Source organism: Klebsiella sp. GL120222-02 (assembly GCF_003097195.1).
Taxonomy (GTDB): Bacteria; Pseudomonadota; Gammaproteobacteria; order Enterobacterales; family Enterobacteriaceae; genus Klebsiella; species Klebsiella variicola.
Window position 1 is genome coordinate 430365 of record NZ_QEQO01000002.1, and the last position, 23212, is coordinate 453576.

Below are 23212 nucleotides of genomic sequence, written 5' to 3' on the forward strand. Positions count from 1 at the left end.
ACAATAACAAGGGGGCCATCTTACCTACCCTACAAGCCCTCGGTATGACAAGCGTTCTGACTCATAACGAAAACATACGCGCTTTCGCGTCATGCATAGAGAGAACCTGACCGATGAATACTGAAAATATAATTATCAATAAAGGATATTCCGATCCCGCAAAGTGGCATAGCGAAGATACCGTGTGGGTGCTTGGCCTGTTCGGCACGGCAATTGGCGCCGGGGTGTTGTTTCTGCCGATTAACGCCGGAATTGGCGGTTTTTGGCCGCTGCTTATCGTTTTTGCTCTCGCTTTTCCCATTACTTATCTGGCGCATCGCGGGCTGGCACGATTTATTTATTCTTCCAACACGCCGGAAAGCACGATCACCGATGTCATTGGCGAGCATTTTGGCGCGCTAGCGGGGAAGGTGTTTACCGTTATCTATTTCTTCGCTGTGTACACCATTTTGATTATGTATGCGGTAGCCATTACGAATACTGCGCAAAGTTTTATCAGCCATCAACTGGGGCTGGCGGAGCCGCCGCGGGCAGTGGTGTCGATTGTGCTGATCCTCGGGCTGATGTTTATTGTCCGCCTCGGGCAGCGTTTGATTATGCGCGTGATGAGCACCCTGGTTTATCCCTTCATTATTTCACTTATTTTTATGGCGCTGTTTTTGATCCCGCACTGGAACGGCGCGATTTTGCACACCGTGAGCTTCAGCGCAATGGGCGATGGGCGCGGCATTTTACTGACGCTGTGGATGACTTTTCCGGTGCTGGTTATGTCGTTTAACCACTATCCGATCGTCTCGCCGATGGTGGTGCGCCAGAAGCAGCGCTACGGACTCGCGCTTGCCGAGCGCAAATGCGCGCAGATCCAGCGCTATGGCATCCTCTTAATGACCGTGGTGGTGCTATTTTTCGTTCTCAGCTGCGTGTTGAGCCTGTCACCACAGCAGTTAGCGGAAGCAAAAGCGCAGAATTTGTCGATCCTGTCGTACCTTGCCAACCAGTTTGAGACGCCGATTATTGCCTGGCTATCGCCAATCATTGCGTTTGTCGCGATTACGAAATCGTTTCTTGGCCACTATATCGGCGCTTATGAATCGCTGCGCGATCTGATTATCGAGGCCGCCGCCGCGCGGGGGAAAAAACCGACTATCCGCGCAGTTGACGCCGTTATTCTGGTTTTTATGGTCCTCACCTGCTGGTTCGCCGCCTATAAGAACCCAAGCATCCTCGGTATTATCGAGTGCATCAGCGGCCCGACCGGGGCTGCGATTCTACTGCTGTTGCCGATGTATGCCATTCATAAGTTACCGGTGCTGGCGCCGTATCGCGGCAAAGCCAGCAACGTTTTCGTCACCCTGATTGGGTTAATTACCGTATCCGCCATTTTTTACGGCATGTTCCAGTAACCCCGAACAATAGCGAGATGTTTTATGAGTCATGATCTACAGATAAACGGCCAGCGGCTGATCGATTCCCTGTTTGCGCTTGGTGAATGCGGCGCGTTGGAAGGCGGCGGCGTCTGCCGCCTTGCGGCGACCGCGGAAGATAAAGCCGGTAGGGACTTTGTTGTTGCCCGGATGAACGCGCTGGGGCTGACTATCTATATCGATGCTATCGGCAACGTTACCGGTGTTTATCGCGGAGAAGAGGCGCTACCGATGGTGATGATGGGGTCGCATATCGACACCGTGGGTACTGGCGGCCTGTACGATGGCAACTACGGCGTTATGGCCGGCCTTGAGGTGATTGCCACCCTCCAGGATGCCGGGATCCGCACCCGACGACCGTTGGCGGTAACCTTCTTTACTAATGAGGAGGGGGTGCGCTTCCAGCCCGATATGATGGGAAGCGTGGTGTTTGCCGGGGAGTATCCACTGGCGCAGGCCCTGGCGGCAAAAGACCACAATGGCATTACTCTTGACGAGGCGCTGCGGGAGATTGGCTATAAAGGCGAACATCAGCCGGGCAATCTGCCGGTAGATAGCTACGTCGAACTACATATCGAACAGGGACCTATCCTCGATAAGGAACGGATTGATATCGGCGTCGTCACCGGCGTGCAGGGTATTTCATGGCAAGAATTTACGCTAACAGGCGTGTCGAATCACGCCGGTACGACACCGATGTCCATGCGCCGCGATGCCGGCCTGGCGGCGGCGAAAATCGCCGTTTTTGCCCGTGAACTGGCGATGAGCCTCGGCGGCAATCAGGTGTCTACCGTCGGGCATATCAGCGTTAAACCCAACCTGATTAACGTCATTCCAAATCACGTCGTGATGTCGGTGGATTTACGCAATACCGATAACGCTATCTTAATTGAAGCGGAACGGCGCTTAGCCGAGTTTGTCGCCACAACGGTGCAGGAAGAGGGGGTGGAGATAGCCAGCCGTTCACTGGTACGTTTTAACCCGGTCATTTTTGCCGATGAAATCGTCAATGCCGTTGAAGCGGAGGCGAAACGTCAAGCCCTCAGTTATCGGCGCCTGCCGAGCGGCGCCGGCCACGACGCGCAATTTATGGCTTCGGTATGCCCCGCAGGGATGATTTTTGTCCCCTGTGTTGACGGCATTAGCCACAACGTCAATGAACATAGCGAAGCCAAAGATCTCATTGCCGGCGCCAATGTGCTGCTGCAGGTGGTATTACAGCGCGCGCAGCGTGCGGCATAATTTTTACAGGAGTGAAGAATGAATCAACAACAGCTAAAGCAGCAGCTTATTGCCTGGCGCCATCACCTGCATGCCAATCCGGAAAGCGCCTTTGAAGAAGTCAAAACCTCGCAGTTTATCGCCGAGAAACTCGAAGCGATGGGCATTGAGGTTCATCGTAATATAGGTAAAACTGGGCTGGTGGGCGTGTTGAAATGCGGCGACGGTAACGGTGTTATCGCCATCCGCGCCGATATCGATGCTATTCAATTGAACGAACAGGGTGAACGGCCTTACCGCTCCACGACCGCCGAACGGATGCACGGCTGCGGGCATGATGGCCATACCTGCATTGCGCTGGGCGCGGCGCAGTTGCTATTGCAGCGGCAAAACTTTAACGGCACGGTCTGTTTTGTTTTTCAACCTGCGGAAGAACCCGGTTATGGCGCCAATGCGATGATGACGGACGGCGTTATCGAGCGTTTCGGCATCGAGGAGATTTACGGCCTGCACAATATGCCGGGTATGAAGGCCGGGACCATCGCCACCCGTGTCGGCGGTATTATGGCCAGCGAAGATAACTTTATTATCCGTATTAAGGGGCAGGGGGCGCATGCCGCCCGGCCGCATATGGCGAAGGATCCGCTGGTGATTGCGGCAGAAATTATTCTGGCGCTGCAGACCATCGTTTCACGCAATATCGACCCGAACGTGCCGGCGGTGATCTCCTGTACGGAGCTTCATACTGACGGTATCCGCAATGCGATCCCCACGCATGTGGAAATTAAAGGGGATACCCGCAGCTACTCGGCTGACGTACAGGCGCTGCTGGAAGCGCGCATGCGGACCATTAGCGAAGCGATTTGCGCGATGCACGGTGCGACGTGCCAGTTCAGCTATACCCATGAATTTGCGCCAACGGTGAACTGGCAGCAATGCGTTGATGTGGCGGTCACCGCTGCGATTAACGTGGTAGGGGCTGAGAAGGTGGACGGCAACGTCGCACAGATGATGATTTCGGAGGATTTTGGCGCTTTTCTGCAAAAAATCCCCGGCTGTTTCATCTTTTTAGGCAACGGCGATAGTTCAGATGCTCAGGGCAATACACCGTTGCACAATGCCTGCTACGACTTTAATGATGAGATATTGCTAACTGGCGCGGAGTATTTTGCCGAGGTCGTCAGAACCCGTCTGCCGCAGGAGTGATATTGATTGGCCCGATAGCAGAATGCCGTCGGGCCATGTTTTTTAGCTTGCCTTTTTAATCGGCGGCAGGTCGAACGCCTCGCGCAGGGCGCGGACGAAGGCCTTATCGTGGCAGATGGTTTTCCCCGGGCTGTCGGAGAGTTTCGCCACCGGTTTGCCGTTACATTCCACCAGCTTAATCACGATATTGAGCGGTTTAACCTGCGGCAGATCGCAGGTTAAACGGGTGCCGATACCAAAGCTCAATTTCACCCGCGAGGCGAAGTGGCGATACAGATCGACGGCTTTGGCCAGGTCGAGATTATCGGAGAAGACCAGCACTTTGTTCAGCGGATCGATACCCAGCTTCTGATAATGGGCGATAGCTTTTTCTCCCCATTCCACCGGGTCGCCGGAATCGTGGCGCAACCCCTGATAGCGGGTGGCGAATTCCGGACCGAAATCGCGCAGGAACGCATCCATAGTGATGCAGTCGGTCAGCGCGATGCCCAGCTGGTCGGGATACTCTTCCAGCCAGGCGGCAAGGGCCGCCCGCTGGCTGCTGGCAAGGCTGGGGCTGATCTGCTGGTGGGCCTGGAACCACTCATGGGCCTGGGTACCCATCGGGGTTAAATTCAGACGGCGCGCCAGATCGTAATTGCTGGTGCCGACAAACCATGGTTCCTGCTGCAGACGCCGCACAATACCTTCCTGCACCTCGCGTGAAAAACGACGGCGGGTGCCGAAGTCCATCAGACGGAAGGCGCTCATGTCGAGGTCAGCGGTCATGGTGGCGAAGTCGCCTAGCTTATGTTCCAGCGTGTTGAGCGCCTGATCGACGCCCATCTCTGGTGAACGATAGCGATGGACCAACTCGCTTATCACCGCCAGCAGCGGGACTTCCCACATGATGGCTTCCCGCCATGGGCCGGTAAGGCGAATGTTCAGCTTACCATTGTCATTGCTGACTGTGACCTGGCTCGGGTCATAGCGAAAATCGCGCAGCCAGTCGAGATAATCCTGGCGGAAAAAGGGAAGGGTGGACAACCAGTGATATTCATCATCCCGCAGTCTCAGGTCGCGCATGGACTCCACCTGCTCGCGGATCGCGTCGGCATAAATGCCGAGAAGGTCGTCTCCGCGGCAGCGAAACTCCGCCGCCACATGCACATCGCCGTAGCGGTGGAAGACAGCCTGCTGCATGTGCAGCTTGTAGGCATCCGTATCAAGCAGCGAGTGCAGTACAGGAGAAGTGAATTGTGTCATGGTGCGCAGTAGCATCCTCTCACTGGAGCGTTCCATCCAAACCAACGCGAAAAAAGGAGGCGGAGTATACCTTTATTACCCGGCTCTGTCCCGCGATGGCGAGCGATGGCGACGCTGACGGTCATTTGCGAGGCCTAGTTTAATATATTGAACATGGATCACACCACAAGCTTTGCGTCGGGTCGAGGGCATTTCGTGCCGCGCGTGTTAACAAAATGTAGCGGTTTTCGTGTTTCACATTGAAAAGATGAAGATTCTGCATAGCGCGATTGACACAACGGGAATAGACTGGGACGACACTTTACCCAAGATGCGAAAGGTTTTTTATGACACAACAGCCCCAAGCCAAATACCGCCACGACTATCGTGCGCCGGAGTATCTGATTAGCGATATCGATTTGACCTTTGACCTGGATGCCGCAAAAACCGTCGTTACGGCCGAGAGCAAGGTCTCCCGCCACGCGGCTGCGTCTGATGTGCCATTGCGCCTCGACGGCGAAGATCTGACCCTGATCGCGCTGCAAGTGAACGGCCAGCCGTGGAGTGACTATAAAGAAGAAAACAATCAGCTGGTGATCGGCGGTCTGCCGGAGCATTTCACCCTGACCATCGTCAATGAGATCAGCCCGGCGGCGAACACCGCGCTGGAAGGCCTGTATCAGTCAGGCGAAGCGCTGTGTACTCAGTGCGAAGCGGAAGGTTTCCGCCATATTACCTGGTACCTGGACCGCCCGGACGTGCTGGCGCGGTTTACCACCAAAATCATCGCCGACAAAGCGAAATACCCGTTCCTGCTCTCCAACGGCAACCGCATGGCGCAGGGAGAGCTGGAGAATGGCCGTCACTGGGTACAGTGGCAGGATCCGTTCCCGAAACCGTGCTACCTGTTTGCGCTGGTGGCCGGTGATTTTGACGTCCTGCGTGACACCTTTACCACTCGCTCCGGTCGTGAAGTGGCGCTGGAGCTGTACGTCGATCGCGGCAATCTCGACCGCGCGCCGTGGGCAATGACCTCGCTGAAAAATTCCATGAAATGGGATGAGGAGCGCTTTGGCCTCGAGTACGACCTCGACATCTATATGATTGTCGCCGTCGACTTCTTTAATATGGGCGCGATGGAGAACAAAGGACTCAACGTCTTTAACTCCAAATATGTCCTGGCCCGTACCGATACCGCCACCGATAAAGACTATCTTGATATCGAGCGGGTGATTGGTCATGAGTATTTCCATAACTGGACCGGCAACCGCGTCACCTGCCGCGACTGGTTCCAGCTCAGCCTGAAAGAAGGTCTGACCGTGTTCCGCGATCAGGAATTCAGCTCCGACCTCGGCTCACGGGCGGTTAACCGCATCAACAATGTGCGCACCATGCGCGGGTTGCAGTTTGCTGAAGACGCCAGCCCGATGGCGCACCCGATCCGCCCGGATATGGTTATCGAAATGAATAACTTCTACACCCTGACGGTTTATGAAAAGGGTGCCGAAGTGATCCGTATGCTGCACACCCTGCTGGGTGAAGAAAACTTCCAGAAAGGGATGCAGCTGTACTTTGAACGCCATGACGGCAGCGCCGCGACCTGCGATGATTTCGTCCAGGCGATGGAGGATGCCTCTAACGTCGATCTGTCACACTTCCGCCGCTGGTACAGCCAGTCCGGTACGCCAATCGTCACCGTGCATGACGACTACAACCCGGAAACCGAGCAGTACACGCTGACCATCAGCCAGCGTACGCCGCCGACCGCCGAGCAGGCCGAGAAGCAGCCGTTGCATATCCCGTTTGCCATTGAGCTGTACGATAACGAAGGCAAGGTGATCCCCCTGCAGAAGGGCGGCCATCCGCTGCACCCGGTGCTCAATGTAACTCAGGCCGAGCAGACTTTCGTCTTCGATAACGTCTATTTCCAGCCGGTGCCGGCGCTGCTGTGCGAATTTTCAGCACCAGTGAAACTGGAATATAAGTGGAGCGATCAGCAGCTCACCTTCCTGATGCGCCATGCGCGGAATGATTTCTCGCGCTGGGATGCGGCGCAGAGCCTGCTCGCGACCTACATCAAGCTGAACGTCAACCGTCATCAGCAGGGACAGCCGCTGTCGCTGCCGGTGCATGTGGCGGACGCCTTCCGCGCCATCCTGCTGGACGAGAAGATTGACCCGGCGCTGGCCGCCGAGATCTTAACCCTGCCGTCGGCCAACGAAATCGCCGAGATGTTCGCCATTATCGATCCGATCGCCATCGCCACCGTGCGCGAAGCGCTCACCCGCACTCTGGCGAACGAACTGGCGGACGAATTCCTCGCTGTTTATCACGCCAATAAACTCGACAGCTACCGTGTGGAGCACGCCGATATTGGTAAGCGTGCCCTGCGCAATACCTGCCTGCGCTATCTGGCGTTTGCGGAGCCAACGCTGGGCGATAAGCTGGTGTCGGCGCAGTATCACCAGGCGGATAACATGACCGACGCGCTGGCCGCCCTGTCGGCAGCGGTTGCCGCCGAGCTGCCGAGCCGCGATGCGCTGATGCAGGAGTATGACGATAAATGGCATCAGGACGGTCTGGTGATGGATAAGTGGTTTATCCTGCAGTCCACCAGCCCGGCGGCCAATGTGGTGGAAACAGTGCGTGGTCTGCTGAATCACCGTTCATTCAGCATGAGCAACCCGAACCGTGTGCGGTCGTTAATCGGTGCTTTCGCCAGCAGCAACCCGGCGGCGTTCCATGCTGAAGACGGCAGCGGCTACCAGTTCCTGGTGGAGATGCTAACCGAACTTAACCAGCGCAACCCGCAGGTGGCGTCGCGACTGATTGAGCCGTTGATTCGTCTGAAGCGTTATGATGAGAAGCGACAGGCGCTGATGCGCGCTGCGCTGGAGCAGTTGAAGGGGCTGGAGAATCTCTCCGGCGATCTGTTCGAGAAAATCAGTAAGGCGCTGGCGTAACGGTGGCAAAATCCCCGGTTGCGCTCTCGCTTACCGGGGCTACAGCGCTGTGCGATTTGGTAGCCCGGCCGAGCGAAGCGCGGGCCGGGGACGTTAGTTAGCCATGACTAAACAAACGCGGCGCACGCTCGCTGTCGCCGCGTTTCATCACCCGATCCAGCACCTCTGCCTCCAGCTCGGCCAGCTTCGCCGACCCGGTGCGCCGCGGTCGCGGAATATCCACGTTCAAATCGAGGCCAATTTTCTTCTCTTCAATTAACAGCACCCGATCGGCCATGGCCACCGCTTCACTGACGTCGTGCGTCACCAGCAGGACCGTAAAACCATGCTCCTGCCACAGGGAGACGATCAGCTCCTGCATCTCCAGACGGGTGAGGGCGTCCAGCGCTCCCAGCGGTTCGTCCAGCAGCAGCAGGCGCGGGCGATGGATCAGCGCGCGGGCCAGCGCAACGCGCTGCTTTTGCCCACCTGACAGCGCCGCCGGCCACTCCTGCGCACGGCTCTCGAGTCCGACGCTGGCCAATGCCTGTAGGGCGGCGTCGCGCCAGGCGCCTTTTAACCCCAGCCCGACGTTATCAATCACCGTTTTCCACGGCAGCAGGCGCGCATCCTGAAACATCATCCGGGTGTCGTCCTGGATCGCCGCCAGGGGTGTCGCGCCCGCCAGCAGCTCGCCAGCGTTCGGTTTTTCCAGACCCGCCAGCAGGCGCAGCAGGGTACTCTTGCCGCCGCCGCTGCGGCCCACCACCGCCACAAACTGGCCGCTGGGAATATGCAGATCCAGCTCGTTAAGAATAGTGTTATCGCCATAGCGTTTCGTCACCCCGTTCAGCAGCAGCGGGATACCTGGGGTCAGACGGGCAGTGTTCATGCGTTAGCCTCCTGAAGATGATACGCCGGGTTCCAGCGCAGCCAGAGCCGTTCCAGCAGCTGGGCGCAGACATCGGCCAGTTTGCCAAGGATGGCGTAAAGAATGATGGCGACCACCACCACGTCGGTTTGTAGAAATTCACGCGCATTCATCGCCAGATAACCGATACCGGCATTCGCCGAGATGGTTTCAGCGACAATAAGCGTCAGCCACATCAGGCCAAGAGCGAAACGCACGCCGACCATAATTGAGGGCAGGGCGCCGGGTAAAATCACGTGACGGAACAGCGCGAAGCCGGATAAACCATAGCTGCGCGCCATCTCTACCAGCCCACGGTCGATATTACGGATCCCATGCCAGGTGTTGATATAGATCGGGAACAGGGTGCCCAGCGACACAAGGAAGATCTTGGCGGTCTCGTCGATGCCGAACCACAGAATTACCAGCGGGATCAGCGCCAGATGCGGGACATTGCGCAGCATCTGGATCGAGGTGTCCAGCAGACGCTCGCCCCAGCGTGACAGGCCGCTGATCAGGCCGAGCACCAGCCCGATGGAGCCGCCGATGGCGAAGCCGACCAGCGCCCGCCACGAGCTGATGGCCAGATGCTGCCACAGCTCACCGCTGGCCGAGAGCGTCCAGAACGCTTTCAATACCCCCTCCGGCGAGGGAAGCACCCGCGTCGAGAGCCAGCCGACGGACGAGGCCAGCTGCCAGACAATGACCGTCCCCACCGGCAGCAGCCAGGGGGCGAGGCGTAACAACAGGGGATGGGTTGATTTTGCCATCAGTGTCTCCTCAGCTTTGCGCCACTTTACGCGGGATAAACTCGTTGGCGACCGCTTCCCCCTGCAGGCGCAGGTTTTGCGGCTGCGGGATAGACGGCACGGCGACGTCGAGCAGGGGGAACAACAGCTCGCCGACCCGATACGCCTCTTCCAGATGCGGATAGCCGGAGAAGATAAAGCTATCAATACCCAGCGCAGCGTATTCATTGATTCGTTCGGCAACGGTGGCGGCATCGCCCACCAGCGCAGTACCGGCGCCGCCGCGCGCTAAGCCGACGCCGGCCCACAGGTTGGGGCTGATCTCGAGCTGATCGCGTCGACCGTTGTGCAGCGCCGCCATTCGCTTTTGACCGACGGAGTCGGTTCTGGCGAAGGCCGCCTGGGCGCGGGCGATCGTTTCATCATCAAGGTGGGAGATAAGGCTGTCCGCCGCCTGCCAGGCTTCCTCGTTGGTTTCCCGCACGATCACGTGCAGACGGATGCCAAAACGCACCCGGCGCCCATGCCGGGCCGCTTTCTCCCGGACCTGAGCAATCTTCTCTGCCACCTGCTTCGGCGGTTCACCCCAGGTGAGATAGAGATCGACCTGCTCGGCGGCCAGATCCTGCGCGACGTCAGACGATCCGCCGAAATAGAGCGGTGGACGGGGCTGCTGGAGCGGCGGGAACAGCAGCTTAGCGTCGCGAACGCGCTGATGCTTGCCGTTAAAGGTGACGGTTTCTCCCTCCATCAGCTTGCGCCAGATGTGGGTAAATTCAGCTGAGGCCTCATAGCGCTCGGTGTGGTCGAGGAAGACGCCGTCGCCGGCCAGCTCGGCGGGATCGCTGCCGGTGACCAGATTGAACAGCGCCCGGCCGTTTGACAGTCGGTCCAGGGTCGCCGCCTGGCGGGCGGCTACCGTCGGCGACACCACGCTAGGCCTGAGGGCGACAAGAAATTTCAGCCGCTGCGTCACCGGGATCATCGAGGCCGCAACCAGCCAGGCATCTTCACATGAGCGTCCGGTCGGGATCAGCACGCCGGTGAACCCCAGCCGATCCGCCGTCTGCGCGATTTGCTGCAGATAGCCGTAATCGACCGGACGGGCGCCCTCTTCGGTGCCCAGATAACGACCATCACCATGGGTCGGTAAAAACCAGAACATATTCAGACTCATGATTTCGCTCCTTGTGCGGCAACGGGCTGCCAGATACGGGCCCGGATATCAACTTTTTTCGGCACCAGCTTGTTCTCATAGAACAGGTCGGCCGTCTGCTGCTGGCGAGCGGCGGTTTCGGCACTCACCGGGGTTACTGAGGTGGGGGGACGATGGTCCAGATAGCTGGCGATCACCGCTTCCGGTAATCCCATCGTTTTCGCCAGCAGCGTAATGCTTTGCGCGCGCTGGCTATGGGTCAGGGCATCGGCCTGAGTAAAGGTATCGAGTACGCCTTCAATGAAAGCGCCATTGCGTTCAGCGTAGGGGCGGGAAGCAAGATAGAACGATCCCGTCTGTTTCAGATCGGTTCCGTCAGTGAGTACCCGGGCGCCGCCCTGCAGCAGCGCGGCGGAGTAGTACGGATCCCAGATGGCCCAGGCGTCGACATTACCCTGCTGGAAGGCGGCGCGCGCATCGGCGGGGGCAAGGTAAACCGGCTGAATATCGCTAAATTTCAGGCCCGCCAGCTGCAGGGCGCGCAGCAGCAGATTGTGGGAGCTGGAACCTTTCTGGAAAGCGACCTTTTTCCCTTTTAATTCGGCAACGTTGTGAATAGGACTGCCTTGCGCCACCAGGATGACTTCCGCTTTGGGCTTGGGCGGCTCCGAACCGATATAGACCAGATCGGCGCCCGCCGCCTGAGCAAAGATAGGCGGAATGTCGCCAGTACTGCCGATGTCAATGCTGCCGACGTTCAGCGCCTCCAGCATCTGCGGACCGGCCGGGAATTCAATCCACGAGATATGGGTGCCCGGATAGCGCTGCTCCAGCAGCTGATGGCTCTTCGCCAGCACCATGCTGACGCTGCCTTTCTGATAACCAATGCGCAGGGCATCGGGAGCCGCCGGGGCGGCGTGGCCCAGCGCGGAGAACAACAGCAGTCCGCCGAGGGTCAGCGCGCGGAGAGGATTAAACATGTTCCACCCCACGCAGAGACGTTAACGACGGGGCGCGGCTGCTGGGACGATGCAGCGCCTGCCAGAAGGTCTCCAGGGACTCATCCAGGCGCCGCTGCAGGTTAGGGGTGAACTGCGGCTTATGCTGGTAATCCGTGACCTGGCTGTCATCGGCGAAGACGCCATGGAGGATCTCCTGGGCCTTCAGGGCATTCAGGACGGGTTTCAGAGCGTAGTCCACCGCCAGCATGTGGGCGATGGTGCCGCCAGTGGCCAGCGGTAGCACGATTTTGCCCTCCAGCGCGCGCTCAGGAAGCAGATCGAGCAGGGTTTTCAGGGCGCCGGAAAACGAGGCTTTATACACCGGCGTGGCGATAATCAGACCGTCGGCCCCGGCCAGTTGCTCATTGAGCGTTTGTAGCGCCGGGTTGTCAAAGCGAGCGTACAGGAGGTCTTCCGGGGCAAAGTTCTGCAGATGCCAGTGGCAGACTTCGATATCGGCGGCGGTGAGCGTCTCTCTGGCATATTCCAGCAGGGCGCTGGAACGGGAAGGGTAACGCGGGCTGCCCGCAAGCGTAATGACGCGCATCTCTCTCTCCTTATAACTAAATGTTTGCATTTATCTATAATTGATAACATTTGCAGTGAGTGTGACAGAGCACCATTATTTCCCTAAATGATTTATCCACCGTTAGATAGCCGAAAAGCGCATAACGGCGCGGGAAGAGGTAATCGTTTGCGCTGATGGGTGATTTTTTGTCGCAGGTCAATTCCCTTTCAGCTGCGGATCGCACATAATACGCCCCCGGTTTGCACACCGGGAATCCAGGAGAGTTCATGTACTACCCCTTCGTTCGTAAAGCCCTTTTTCAGCTCGATCCTGAGCGCGCTCATGAAGTTACCTTTCAACAATTACGCCGTGTCACCGGGACGCCGCTGGAAATGCTGGTTCGCCAGAAGGTACCGGCCAGGCCCGTTACCTGCATGGGGCTGACCTTTAAAAATCCGCTGGGTCTGGCGGCCGGGCTGGATAAAAATGGGGAATGCATTGACGCGCTGGGCGCGATGGGTTTTGGTTCGATTGAGATCGGCACCGTCACCCCGCGTCCGCAGCCGGGCAACGATAAACCGAGGATCTTCCGTCTGGTGGATGCCGAGGGGTTGATCAACCGCATGGGCTTTAATAACCATGGCGTTGATAACCTGGTTGAGAACGTGAAAAAGGCGCATTTTGACGGCGTGCTGGGCATCAATATCGGCAAAAATAAAGATACGCCGGTGGAGCACGGTAAAGATGATTACCTGATTTGTATGGAAAAAGTCTATCCTTACGCCGGGTATATCGCCATTAATATCTCCTCACCGAATACCCCGGGGCTGCGTACGCTGCAATACGGTGAAGCGCTCGATGATTTACTCTCCGGTATTAAAAATAAGCAGCTTGAGCTGCAGCAAAAGCATCAGAAATATGTTCCGGTCGCCGTGAAGATCGCGCCGGATCTTTTACCAGAGGAATTGATCCAGGTTGCCGATAGCCTCGTGCGTCATAATATTGATGGGGTAATTGCAACCAATACCACCCTCGATCGTTCTCTGGTGCAGGGAATGAAACATTGTGATGAGACCGGTGGGCTTAGCGGTCGTCCATTACAATTAAAGAGCACTGAAATTATCCGTATGCTCTCCGCTGAGCTGAATGGTCGTTTGCCTATCATCGGCGTGGGCGGTATTGATTCGGTGATTGCTGCGCGAGAAAAGATAGCCGCCGGAGCATCGTTGGTGCAGATCTATTCCGGATTTATTTTTAAAGGTCCGCCGCTGATTAAAGAAATTGTTACCCACATCTAATCTTTTCCTCCGCTGAAACCCACCCAGGGCTTTATTTCCGGCCCTGGTTGTTTTATATTCCCTCACTGTTGCTTATTTAAACATTTTAGACTTTTCTTAATTTTAGAAAATATTCTGCGGCAAGTCGCAACAACTTTGCAGAGGCGTATGAAAGGGGACAGGGGGAAAAATGCGCATTAAACCTGACGATAACTGGCGTTGGTATTACGATGAAGAGCACGACCGCATGATGCTCGATTTGGCCAATGGCATGTTATTTCGCTCGCGCTTCGCCCGGCGAATGCTGACCCCGGATGCCTTTGCGCCGTCGGGATTCTGCGTCGATGACGCCGCGCTCTATTTCTCCTTTGAAGAAAAATGTCGCGATCTCGAACTGTCGAAAGAACAGCGAGCGGAATTAGTCCTCAATGCGTTAACCGCGATCCGTTTTCTCAAACCGCAGATGCCGAAAAGCTGGCACTTTATCGCTCATCCCCACCAGTGGCAGCCGAGCGGCGGCGACGCCGCCTGCGTCTGGCTGAGCGATACCGGGGAGCAGGTGAATTTGCTGGTGGTGGAGCCGGGAGATAACGCCGCGCTTTGTCTGCTGGCCCAGCCGGGTCTCACCCTTGCCGGGCGCGTGATGCAGTTAGGCGACGTTATTAAAATCATGAACGACCGGCTGCAGCCGGCGCAGAGCACGGTCAGCTACAGCCTGGGACAGGCGGTTTAAGGCGCCAGGCGCAGCGCCGTTTTCGGTACGCAACTGCAGGCGAGAATGGTGCCGTCCCCGGCGACCGCATTTTTCTTTAACGCGCTGACTTCGCCCTCTTCCAGCCGAATGCGGCAGCTGCCGCAGATCCCTGCCCGACACGAATAGGGTACGCGAATGCCCTGTTGCTCCAGTTGCTCCAGCAGCACCTGCTGGTTATTCCCGCTAAACTGTTGACCCTGCCATTCGATGGCAACCGTAGCTTGCTGCTGCGCTTCCGGGGCCGGAGTATCGTCGCTCTCGCCGGCGCCGTAGGCTTTCGCCGGGCCGCGGGCGAGGATTTCGACTTCATCACCCACCCGGATCACCCCGCTGTTGCGGGCAATCAGGTTCTGGCCAAAATCGACATCGCCATTGTCCAGCGCAGTACGAAAACGCTTTAAGGTTTCCAGCGGCTCCCCGGTGGGATGCTTCTGCCCGCGCTCTGGACTGACGGTGGTAAAAATGCAGCGGCTGCATGGCTTAGCGACGTCAAACACCACTTCGCCGACGCGGATCACTTTCCAGCTATCTTCATCCCAGGCGGCCGCGCCGGTGACCACGAGGTTAGGACGAAACTGTTCTATGCTTACGCTGGCCGGGCAGCGTTGCTGCAGATCGCGCAGCGAGGCCTCGTTAGCCAGCAGGTACGGGTAGCCGTCGGCGAAGGAGAGCGGTACCGCATCGTGACGCTTCACCCGGCGGGTTAACTGCGGCCCCAGCCAGCGCAGCTGGACATCGCGCTTGAAAAAGCCGCTGAGCCACTGGTTAACGGCGGCGGGCGCGATGAGGGCGGTGAAATGGTTGCCCCAGACTTCGGTCGGCTCGGCCTGCAGGGCGAAATCGCTAAAACGCACCACGGCGCTGCTGCCGTCCGGCGCGGTCAGGTGAAGGCCATCATGCAGCGGCGCCGGAATAAATTTTACCATTTGCGGAAACTGGCGGGCGGTAATAAAGGTCCCGTCGTTTTCGGTGACCATAAACAGGCGATCGAAGGCCAGGCCGCTGATATCAGCAAAGGCGTGGGTCAGGCCCATGCCGCGCATGGATTTAACGGGATGAATAAAAAGTCGCGAGAGCGTTACCATACGCTGCCTCCGGGTTCCAAAAATAAGCCTATAACTTTATGACATAGGGCACATATTGGCTATAATGCGCACCAATTTTCTTTAAGTAAAAGTGACGATATGAATTCTCTGTTTGCCAGTACGGCTCGTGGGCTGGAAGAGCTGTTAAAAACTGAACTGGAAGGACTTGGCGCGACGGACTGCCAGGTCGTCCAGGGCGGGGTCCATTTTCAGGGGGATACGCGCCTGCTGTATCAAAGCCTGATGTGGAGCCGGCTGGCTTCGCGCATCATGCTGCCGCTGGGCGAGTGTCGCGTATACAGCGATCTGGATCTGTACCTCGGCGTACAGGCCATTCCGTGGACGGAGATGTTTAACCCTGGCGCCACCTTCGCGGTACATTTTAGCGGCCTCAATGACGAGATCCGCAACAGCCAGTATGGTGCATTAAAAGTCAAAGACGCCATCGTCGACAGCTTCACGCGTAAAAACCTGCCGCGCCCGAATGTCGATCGTGAGTCGCCCGATCTGCGGATCAACGTCTGGCTGAACAAAGAGACGGCGCATATCTCCCTGGATCTGAGCGGGGAAGGGTTGCATCTGCGCGGCTACCGCGATGGTACCGGTATGGCGCCGATCAAAGAAAACCTCGCGGCGGCGATCGTCATGCGCTCTGGTTGGGTACCGGGTACGCCGCTGCTCGATCCGATGTGCGGCTCCGGTACCCTGCTGATTGAAGCGGCGATGCTGGCGACCGATCGTGCGCCGGGTCTGCACCGCGGCCACTGGGGCTTTGGCGGTTGGGCGCAGCACGATGACGCTATCTGGAAAGAGGTGAAGGCGGAAGCGCAAACCCGCGCGCGTCAGGGGCTGGCGGCCTATGGGTCGCGCTTCTATGGCTCTGACGTCGACGAGCGCGTCATTGAGCGCGCGCGCCGCAACGCCCGTCGCGCCGGCATCGGCGAGCTGATCGATTTTGCAGTCAAAGACGTCGCCCAGCTGAATAACCCGCTGCCGAAAGGCCCGTACGGCACCGTGATCAGCAACCCGCCGTACGGCGAGCGCCTGGAAAGCGAACCGGCGCTGATTGCCCTGCACAGCCTGCTGGGCCGGATCATGAAAAGTCAGTTTGGCGGCTGGAACCTGTCGGTGTTCAGCGCCTCGCCGGAACTGCTGAGCTGCCTGCAGCTGCGTGCCGATAAACAGTTCAAAGCGAAGAACGGCCCGCTGGACTGCATACAGAAAAACTATCACCTGGCGGAAAGCGAAGGCGGCAAGCCGGCGATGCTGGCGGAAGATTTTGCCAACCGTCTGCGTAAGAATCTGAAGAAATTTGAAAAGTGGGCCCGTCAGGAAGGCATTGAATGCTATCGCCTGTACGATGCCGATCTGCCGGAATATAACGTGGCGATCGATCGCTACGGTGACTGGGTGGTGGTCCAGGAGTATGCGCCGCCGAAAACCGTCGATGCGCACAAAGCGCGCCAGCGTCTGTTTGATATTATCGCGGCGACCATCGCCGTGCTGGAAATCGCCCCCAACAAGCTGGTGCTGAAGACCCGCGAGCGGCAAAAGGGTAAAAACCAATATCAGAAGATGGCGGAGAAGGGCGACTTTATCGAGGTGCAGGAGTACAACGCGCGCCTGTGGGTTAACCTCACCGACTACCTCGATACCGGTCTGTTCCTCGACCACCGTATCGCCCGTCGTATGCTCGGCCAGATGAGCAAGGGTAAGGATTTCCTTAACCTGTTCTCCTATACCGGCAGCGCCAGCGTCCACGCCGGTCTGGGCGGCGCGCGCTCTACGACCACGGTGGATATGTCGCGTACCTATCTGGAGTGGGCGGAGCGCAACCTGCGTCTCAATGGCCTGACCGGTCGTGCGCATCGCCTGATGCAGGCTGACGTGCTGGGCTGGCTGCGGGAAAGCACCGAGCAGTTCGATCTGATCTTTATCGATCCGCCGACTTTCTCTAACTCCAAACGAATGGAAGATGCCTTTGACGTGCAGCGCGATCATATTCGCCTGATGACCGATCTGAAACGTCTGCTGCGTAAAGGCGGCACCATTATGTTCTCGAACAACAAACGCGGTTTCCGTATGGATCATGACGGGCTGGCGGCGCTTGGCCTGAAGGCGCAAGAGATTTCGCAAAAAACGCTGTCGCAGGATTTTGCCCGCAACCGTCAGATCCACAACTGCTGGCTGATTACTGCAGCCTGAAAGGAATAAAGAATGTCACTGATTAGTATGCACGGCGCCTGGCTTTCATTCAGCGATGCGCCGCTGCTGGATAATGCTGAACTGCATATCGAAGATAACGAACGCGTCTGTCTGGTTGGGCGCAACGGCGCCGGTAAATCGACCCTGATGAAGATCCTTAACCGTGAACAGGGGCTGGATGACGGGCGTATTATTTATGAACAGGATCTGATCGTCGCGCGTCTGCAGCAGGATCCGCCGCGCAACGTTGCCGGTACGGTGTACGATTTCGTCGCCGAAGGGATCGCCGAACAGGCCGCTTACCTGAAGGCCTACCATGATGTTTCGCATCAGGTGATGACCGACCCGAGCGACAAAAATTTAAATGAACTGGCCCGTCTGCAGGAACAGCTGGATAACCTGGGCCTGTGGCAGCTGGATAGCCGCATCAATGAAGTGATCGAGCAGCTTGGTCTTAACGCCGACGCGCAGCTGGCTTCGCTTTCCGGCGGCTGGTTGCGTAAAGCGGCGCTGGGCCGTGCCCTGGTCAGCGGGCCGCGCGTGCTGTTGCTGGATGAACCGACGAACCACCTCGATATCGAAACTATCGACTGGCTGGAAGGGTTCCTGAAAAGCTTTAAAGGCACCATTATCTTTATTTCGCACGACCGCTCCTTCATCCGCAACATGGCGACGCGCATCGTCGATCTCGATCGCGGCAAGCTCGTGACCTATCCGGGCAATTACGATCAGTATCTGCTGGATAAAGAAGAAGCGCTGCGGGTTGAAGAGCTGCAGAATGCTGAATTCGACCGCAAGCTGGCCCAGGAAGAGGTGTGGATCCGCCAGGGGATTAAAGCGCGTCGTACCCGCAACGAAGGCCGCGTTCGCGCCCTGAAAGCGATGCGTCGCGAGCGCGGCGAGCGCCGGGAAGTGATGGGCAGTGCGAAGATGCAGGTGGAAGAGGCTTCGCGCTCCGGCAAAATCGTTTTCGAAATGGAGAACGTCAACTATCAGGTTGACGGCAAAGTGCTGGTGAAAGATTTCTCCGCGCAAATCCAGCGCGGCGATAAGATTGCCCTGATCGGCCCCAATGGCTGCGGGAAAACCACGCTGCTGAAGCTGATGCTTGGCCAGTTGCAGGCCGACAGCGGGCGGATTCACGTTGGCACCAAGCTGGAAGTCGCCTACTTCGACCAGCACCGTGCAGAGCTGGATCCGGACCGGACGGTGATGGATAACCTCGCCGAAGGTAAGCAAGAGGTGATGGTTAACGGTAAGCCGCGGCACGTGCTGGGCTATCTGCAGGACTTCCTGTTCCATCCGAAACGGGCGATGACGCCAGTCCGCGCGCTGTCCGGCGGGGAGCGTAACCGTCTGCTGCTGGCGCGACTGTTCCTGAAACCCAGTAACTTATTGATTCTCGATGAACCGACAAACGACCTTGATGTCGAAACGCTGGAGCTGCTGGAAGAGCTGATCGATGGCTATCAGGGCACCGTGATGCTGGTCAGCCACGATCGTCAGTTTGTCGACAATACCGTGACCGAGTGCTGGATCTTCGAAGGCGGCGGCCATATTGGTCAGTACGTCGGCGGTTATCACGACGCCCGCGGTCAGCAGGCCCAGTCTTTGGCGCAAAAGCAGACGATCGTTAAAAAAACGACGGAAGTCGCTCAGCCAAAAGCAGAAACTGTCAAACGCGGCGGGAACAAACTAAGCTATAACCTGCAGCGCGAGCTGGAGCAACTGCCGCAGAAGCTGGAAACGCTTGAGGCCGAACTGCAAACGCTGCAGGAGCAGGTAGCCGATCCTGACTTCTTTGGCCAATCGCACGATCGTACGCAGCAAGTGCTGGCGCAGCTGGCCGAAGCGGAGCAGGCGCTGGAAGCCGCCTTTGAACGCTGGGAATATCTCGAAGGATTAAAGAACGGCGCCTGAGCCGAGGAGTTGTCATGTGCGATCACCATCATGCTGCGCGACATATTTTATGTCCCCAATGTGATTTGCTGGTGGCTTTGCCGCAGCTTGAGCATCGCCAGAAAGCCGCCTGCCCGCGCTGCGGTACAACGTTAACCACCACGTGGGACGCGCCTCGCCAGCGTCCCACGGCTTACGCGCTGGTCGCGCTGTTTATGCTGCTGCTGGCCAACCTGTTTCCTTTTATCTATATGAAAGTGGGTGGCATCAGCAGCGAAATAGCGCTGCTGGAAATTCCCAACGTGCTGTTTACCGAGGATTACGCCAGCCTCGGCACCTTCTTTTTACTCTTTGTACAACTGGTACCGGCCTTTTGTCTGGTCACCATTTTGCTGCTGGTCAATCGGGTCAGGATGCCCGCTGGGCTGAAGGCGTTTCTGGCGCGCATTTTGTTTCACCTCAAGACTTGGGGCATGGCGGAGATCTTTCTTGCCGGCGTGCTGGTGAGCTTCGTCAAACTGATGGCCTACGGCGATATCGGCATCGGCCTGAGCTTTATTCCCTGGTGCATGTTTTGCCTGCTGCAGTTACGCACCTTCCAGTGCGTCGACCGCCGCTGGCTGTGGGATGATATTGCCCCTATGCCGGCGATTACCCAGCCGCTGAAGGTCGGGGTAGCCGGGATCCGCCAGGGGCTGCGCTCCTGCGGCTGCTGCACGGCGGTGTTACCGGCCGACCAGACCGTCTGCCCGCGCTGTCACAGCAAAGGGACGGCGCGGCGTAAAAATAGCCTGCAGTGGACGCTGGCGCTGCTGGTGACCTCATTTATTCTCTATCTTCCCGCCAATATTATGCCGATCATGATCACCGATCTGCTGGGCGATAAAATGCCGTCGACCATTATGGCCGGGGTGGTGTTACTGTGGAGCGAGGGCTCCTATCCGGTGGCGCTGGTGATCTTTATCGCCAGTATTATGGTGCCGACGCTGAAGATGATCGCTATCGCCTGGCTGTGCTGGAATGCTAACGGCAACGGCGCGCGCGATTCGGAACGCATGCATCTGATTTATGAAGTGGTGGAATTTGTTGGCCGCTGGTCAATGATTGACGTTTTTGTCATCGCCGTGCTCTCTGCGCTGGTGCGCATGGGAGGGTTGATGAATATCTATCCCGCCATCGGCGCGGTCATGTTTGCGCTGGTGGTGGTGATGACCATGTTTTCAGCGATGACGTTTGATCCCCGTTTACTGTGGGATCGTGAGCCAGATTCAAGCCATGAGGAAATACAACAACATGGAAAATAAGAGCGGAGAAGCGAAAGTGCAGAAGGTGAAGAACTGGTCACCGGTGTGGATCTTCCCTATCGTCACTGCGCTGATCGGAGCGTGGATCCTGTTTTATCATTACAGCCATCAGGGACCAGAGGTCACGCTGATCACCACTAACGCGGAAGGCATTGAAGGGGGAAAAACCCGGATCAAGAGCCGCAGCGTGGATGTTGGGGTGGTAGAGAGCGCGACGCTGACCGACGATTTAACCCACGTGGAAATCAAAGCTCGCCTCAATTCCGGCATGCAGAAATTACTGCATAACGATTCCGTCTTCTGGGTGGTGAAACCGCAGGTAGGGCGCGAGGGGATCAGTGGTCTCGGGACATTATTGTCCGGGGCCTATATTGAACTGCAGCCGGGGTCGAAAGGTTCGGTGCCGGCGCAGTATCCGCTGCTGGATTCTCCGCCGCTGGCCTCGCCGGATGCCAAGGGGATCCGGATTTTGCTGGAAAGCAGCAAGGCAGGCCAGCTGTCGCCAGGCGACCCGGTGCTGTTCCGCGGTTATCGCGTGGGGTCGGTGGAAACCAGCACCTTTGATGCGCAGAAACGTCATATCACTTATCAGCTGTTCATCAACGCGCCTAATGACCGCCTGGTGACCACTAACGTTCGCTTCTGGAAGGACAGCGGGATCGCCGTTGATTTGACCGCGGCGGGGATGCGCGTCGAGATGGGCTCGTTGTCGACGCTGTTTGGCGGCGGGGTGAGCTTCGATATTCCGGAAGGACTGGACCTCGGCGAGCCGGTGGCGAACAAAACGGAATATCACCTGTTTGACGATCAGAAGAGCATCCAGGATTCGGTCTTTACCGAGCATATCGATTACGTGATGTTCTTCAAAGACTCGGTTCGTGGCCTGCAGCCCGGCGCGCCGGTGGAGTTCCGCGGCATCCGTCTGGGAACCGTCGGCAAAGTGCCGTTCTTTATTCCTGGGCTGAAGCAGCGTTTGAACGATGACTATCGCATTCCGGTGGAAGTGCGGGTTGAACCGCAGCGTCTGGTCAACCAGCTCGGCGGCGATCCGAATATTCGCGCTCACATTGACGATCTGATCAACCGCGGACTGCGCGGCTCGCTGAAAACCGGTAACCTGGTGACCGGCGCGCTGTATATCGATCTCGACTTCTATCCGAAAGCGCCGCCGCGTGGGAAAATTCAGGAGTTTAACGGCTATCCGATTATCCCGACCATTAGCGGTGGACTGGCGCAGATCCAGCAGCGTCTGATGGATGCGCTGGATAAAATCAATAACCTGCCGCTCAATCCGCTACTGGAACAGGCAACCAGTACGCTGGCGCAAAGCGAGAAGACCATGCAGCATGTACAGACCACGCTGGATAGTCTGAATAAGATCACCTCCAGTCAGTCGATGCAGCAGCTACCTGCCGATATGCAGACGACGCTGCGCGAGCTGAACCGCAGCATGCAGGGCTTCCAGCCGGGCTCCGCGGCCTACAATAAGATGGTGGCCGATATGCAGCGTCTGGATCAGGTGCTGCGTGAGCTGCAGCCGGTCCTGAAAACGCTCAATGATAAGAGCAATGCGCTGGTATTTGAGGCGAAGGATAAAAAAGACCCACAGCCGAAGGGAGCGAAATAATGAAAAAATGGTTACTGGTGGCAGCCGTTTGCGTGATGACGGCGTGCAGTAGCGGCGGTGAGAGCAAAACATATTACCAGTTGCCGGTGGTGCAAGGCGGCGCGCAGAGCGCCGCCAGCCAGGGGGCACGTCTGCTGTGGGTTGAGCAGGTCAGCATCCCGGATTATCTGGCGGGCAATGGAGTGGTCTATCAAACCACCGATGTGCAGTATGTAATCGCCAATAATAATCTGTGGGCCAGCCCGCTGGACCAGCAGCTGCGTACTACGCTGGTGGCAAACCTCAGCCAGCAGTTGCCGGGCTGGGTAGTGTCGTCCCAACCCTTGGGCAGCGAGCAGGATACGCTCAATGTGGCGGTAAATGGCTTTCACGGGCGCTACGACGGGCGGGTTATCGTCAGCGGCGAGTGGCTATTGAAGCATCAGGGACAGCTGATTAAGCGCCCGTTTAACATCGTGCTCAAGCAGCAGCAGGATGGCTATGACGCGATGGTGAAGACCCTGGCCCAGGCGTGGAGCCAGGAGGCGGTGGCCATTGCCGGCGAGCTTAACCGTCTGCCATAAGTAAATTTCATAAAAGTGATATGCCGCGCGGTTCATCTGAGCCGCGCGGCATTTTTTTTTGCCAGGTCAGTTCGTTACCGAGCGTTGCGCCGAATGAACAAAAAATGAACTCTTATATAGGTCACAAATATGACACTGGCGTGAATTTTGCGCATTG

Annotated in this window: 17 protein-coding genes and 1 pseudogene; 11 read left to right on the top strand and 7 right to left on the bottom strand. The window is 57.5% G+C overall.

From position 1 onward, the window contains the following. The first annotated feature begins 113 nt into the window (after positions 1–113). From N438_RS07310 to N438_RS07320, 3 genes are read left to right on the top strand one after another with little or no spacing between them, the layout of a single operon-like run. Positions 114–1403, top strand: a complete 1290-nt coding sequence (locus N438_RS07310; RefSeq protein WP_044613214.1) for an aromatic amino acid transport family protein — start codon at positions 114–116, stop codon at positions 1401–1403. 24 nt (positions 1404–1427) lie between these two features. After that, positions 1428–2666 carry a Zn-dependent hydrolase gene (locus tag N438_RS07315; protein ID WP_044643099.1) on the top strand — a complete coding sequence of 413 codons (1239 nt, stop codon included), beginning with the start codon at positions 1428–1430 and terminating at the stop codon, positions 2664–2666. An 18-nt stretch (positions 2667–2684) separates the two neighbouring features. Continuing rightward, entirely contained in the window at positions 2685–3851 is a 1167-nt protein-coding gene (locus N438_RS07320) for a M20 aminoacylase family protein (RefSeq protein WP_044614240.1), read from the top strand. Positions 3852–3893: 42 nt separating this feature from the next. Here the strand turns inward: N438_RS07320 and pncB are convergent, their stop codons facing one another. After that, a complete protein-coding gene (gene pncB, locus N438_RS07325; RefSeq protein ID WP_080923583.1) occupies positions 3894–5096 on the bottom strand; it encodes a nicotinate phosphoribosyltransferase in 1203 nt (400 codons plus the stop codon). A gap of 326 nt (positions 5097–5422) precedes the next feature. Here pncB and pepN point away from each other — a divergent pair, with 326 nt between their 5' ends. Beyond that, complete coding sequence (gene pepN, locus N438_RS07330) at positions 5423–8038, top strand: aminopeptidase N (RefSeq protein ID WP_008805875.1); 2616 nt, start codon at positions 5423–5425, stop codon at positions 8036–8038. A gap of 97 nt (positions 8039–8135) precedes the next feature. On the opposite strand, the gene ssuB is transcribed toward pepN, so the two are convergent. From ssuB to ssuE, 5 genes and pseudogenes are all read right to left on the bottom strand, one after another. Then, positions 8136–8909 (bottom strand): aliphatic sulfonates ABC transporter ATP-binding protein, encoded by a 774-nt coding sequence (ssuB, locus tag N438_RS07335; protein ID WP_012542307.1) that lies wholly within the window; start codon positions 8907–8909, stop codon positions 8136–8138. Next, positions 8906–9697 carry an aliphatic sulfonate ABC transporter permease SsuC gene (gene ssuC / locus N438_RS07340; RefSeq protein ID WP_008805877.1) on the bottom strand — a complete coding sequence of 264 codons (792 nt, stop codon included), beginning with the start codon at positions 9695–9697 and terminating at the stop codon, positions 8906–8908. Before ssuC ends, ssuB begins: the two co-directional genes overlap by 4 nt. Positions 9698–9707: 10 nt before the next feature. After that, a complete protein-coding gene (gene ssuD, locus N438_RS07345) occupies positions 9708–10853 on the bottom strand; it encodes an FMNH2-dependent alkanesulfonate monooxygenase (RefSeq protein ID WP_008805878.1) in 1146 nt (381 codons plus the stop codon). Beyond that, positions 10813–11812, bottom strand: a pseudogene (locus tag N438_RS07350) (sulfonate ABC transporter substrate-binding protein). Before N438_RS07350 ends, ssuD begins: the two are co-directional and overlap by 41 nt. Beyond that, positions 11805–12380, bottom strand: coding sequence for an NADPH-dependent FMN reductase (ssuE, locus tag N438_RS07355; RefSeq protein ID WP_008805880.1), 576 nt, complete (start codon positions 12378–12380; stop codon positions 11805–11807). Before ssuE ends, N438_RS07350 begins: the two are co-directional and overlap by 8 nt. Before the next feature lie 248 nt (positions 12381–12628). On the opposite strand from ssuE, the gene pyrD reads away from it, so the two are divergent. Together pyrD and zapC are read left to right on the top strand one after the other, a co-directional pair. Then, positions 12629–13639, top strand: a complete 1011-nt coding sequence (gene pyrD / locus N438_RS07360) for a quinone-dependent dihydroorotate dehydrogenase (protein WP_002898303.1) — start codon at positions 12629–12631, stop codon at positions 13637–13639. Between the two features lie 169 nt (positions 13640–13808). Then, positions 13809–14351 (top strand): cell division protein ZapC, encoded by a 543-nt coding sequence (gene zapC / locus N438_RS07365; RefSeq protein ID WP_023297330.1) that lies wholly within the window; start codon positions 13809–13811, stop codon positions 14349–14351. On the opposite strand, the gene N438_RS07370 is transcribed toward zapC, so the two are convergent. Then, positions 14348–15457 carry a YcbX family protein gene (locus N438_RS07370; RefSeq protein WP_022066080.1) on the bottom strand — a complete coding sequence of 370 codons (1110 nt, stop codon included), beginning with the start codon at positions 15455–15457 and terminating at the stop codon, positions 14348–14350. The two genes, zapC and N438_RS07370, sit on opposite strands and share 4 nt — an antisense overlap. 99 nt (positions 15458–15556) lie before the next feature. Here N438_RS07370 and rlmKL point away from each other — a divergent pair, with 99 nt between their 5' ends. Genes rlmKL through pqiC form a run of 5 tightly spaced genes read left to right on the top strand, consistent with a single transcriptional unit; the run spans position 15557 to position 23055 of the window. Next, positions 15557–17662, top strand: a complete 2106-nt coding sequence (gene rlmKL / locus N438_RS07375; RefSeq protein WP_008805884.1) for a bifunctional 23S rRNA (guanine(2069)-N(7))-methyltransferase RlmK/23S rRNA (guanine(2445)-N(2))-methyltransferase RlmL — start codon at positions 15557–15559, stop codon at positions 17660–17662. Positions 17663–17674: 12 nt separating this feature from the next. Then, positions 17675–19582 carry an ABC transporter ATP-binding protein gene (locus N438_RS07380; RefSeq protein WP_012542303.1) on the top strand — a complete coding sequence of 636 codons (1908 nt, stop codon included), beginning with the start codon at positions 17675–17677 and terminating at the stop codon, positions 19580–19582. 14 nt (positions 19583–19596) lie between these two features. Then, the gene (gene pqiA, locus N438_RS07385) at positions 19597–20865 is read left to right on the top strand and encodes a membrane integrity-associated transporter subunit PqiA (RefSeq protein ID WP_012542302.1); all 1269 of its coding nucleotides are present in this window, start codon (positions 19597–19599) and stop codon (positions 20863–20865) included. Beyond that, complete coding sequence (gene pqiB / locus N438_RS07390; protein ID WP_008805887.1) at positions 20855–22492, top strand: intermembrane transport protein PqiB; 1638 nt, start codon at positions 20855–20857, stop codon at positions 22490–22492. The genes pqiA and pqiB overlap by 11 nt, the downstream gene beginning before the upstream one ends. Next, positions 22492–23055, top strand: coding sequence for a membrane integrity-associated transporter subunit PqiC (pqiC, locus tag N438_RS07395; protein WP_008805888.1), 564 nt, complete (start codon positions 22492–22494; stop codon positions 23053–23055). The genes pqiB and pqiC overlap by 1 nt, the downstream gene beginning before the upstream one ends. Positions 23056–23212 lie beyond the last annotated feature (157 nt).

Coding starts and splice junctions, on each gene's coding strand:
- N438_RS07310 (WP_044613214.1), top strand. CDS start 114: ATGAATACTGAAAATATAATTATCAATAAAGGATATTCCGATCCCGCA.
- N438_RS07315 (WP_044643099.1), top strand. CDS start 1,428: ATGAGTCATGATCTACAGATAAACGGCCAGCGGCTGATCGATTCCCTG.
- N438_RS07320 (WP_044614240.1), top strand. CDS start 2,685: ATGAATCAACAACAGCTAAAGCAGCAGCTTATTGCCTGGCGCCATCAC.
- pncB (WP_080923583.1), bottom strand. CDS start 5,096: ATGACACAATTCACTTCTCCTGTACTGCACTCGCTGCTTGATACGGAT.
- pepN (WP_008805875.1), top strand. CDS start 5,423: ATGACACAACAGCCCCAAGCCAAATACCGCCACGACTATCGTGCGCCG.
- ssuB (WP_012542307.1), bottom strand. CDS start 8,909: ATGAACACTGCCCGTCTGACCCCAGGTATCCCGCTGCTGCTGAACGGG.
- ssuC (WP_008805877.1), bottom strand. CDS start 9,697: ATGGCAAAATCAACCCATCCCCTGTTGTTACGCCTCGCCCCCTGGCTG.
- ssuD (WP_008805878.1), bottom strand. CDS start 10,853: ATGAGTCTGAATATGTTCTGGTTTTTACCGACCCATGGTGATGGTCGT.
- ssuE (WP_008805880.1), bottom strand. CDS start 12,380: ATGCGCGTCATTACGCTTGCGGGCAGCCCGCGTTACCCTTCCCGTTCC.
- pyrD (WP_002898303.1), top strand. CDS start 12,629: ATGTACTACCCCTTCGTTCGTAAAGCCCTTTTTCAGCTCGATCCTGAG.
- zapC (WP_023297330.1), top strand. CDS start 13,809: ATGCGCATTAAACCTGACGATAACTGGCGTTGGTATTACGATGAAGAG.
- N438_RS07370 (WP_022066080.1), bottom strand. CDS start 15,457: ATGGTAACGCTCTCGCGACTTTTTATTCATCCCGTTAAATCCATGCGC.
- rlmKL (WP_008805884.1), top strand. CDS start 15,557: ATGAATTCTCTGTTTGCCAGTACGGCTCGTGGGCTGGAAGAGCTGTTA.
- N438_RS07380 (WP_012542303.1), top strand. CDS start 17,675: ATGTCACTGATTAGTATGCACGGCGCCTGGCTTTCATTCAGCGATGCG.
- pqiA (WP_012542302.1), top strand. CDS start 19,597: ATGTGCGATCACCATCATGCTGCGCGACATATTTTATGTCCCCAATGT.
- pqiB (WP_008805887.1), top strand. CDS start 20,855: ATGGAAAATAAGAGCGGAGAAGCGAAAGTGCAGAAGGTGAAGAACTGG.
- pqiC (WP_008805888.1), top strand. CDS start 22,492: ATGAAAAAATGGTTACTGGTGGCAGCCGTTTGCGTGATGACGGCGTGC.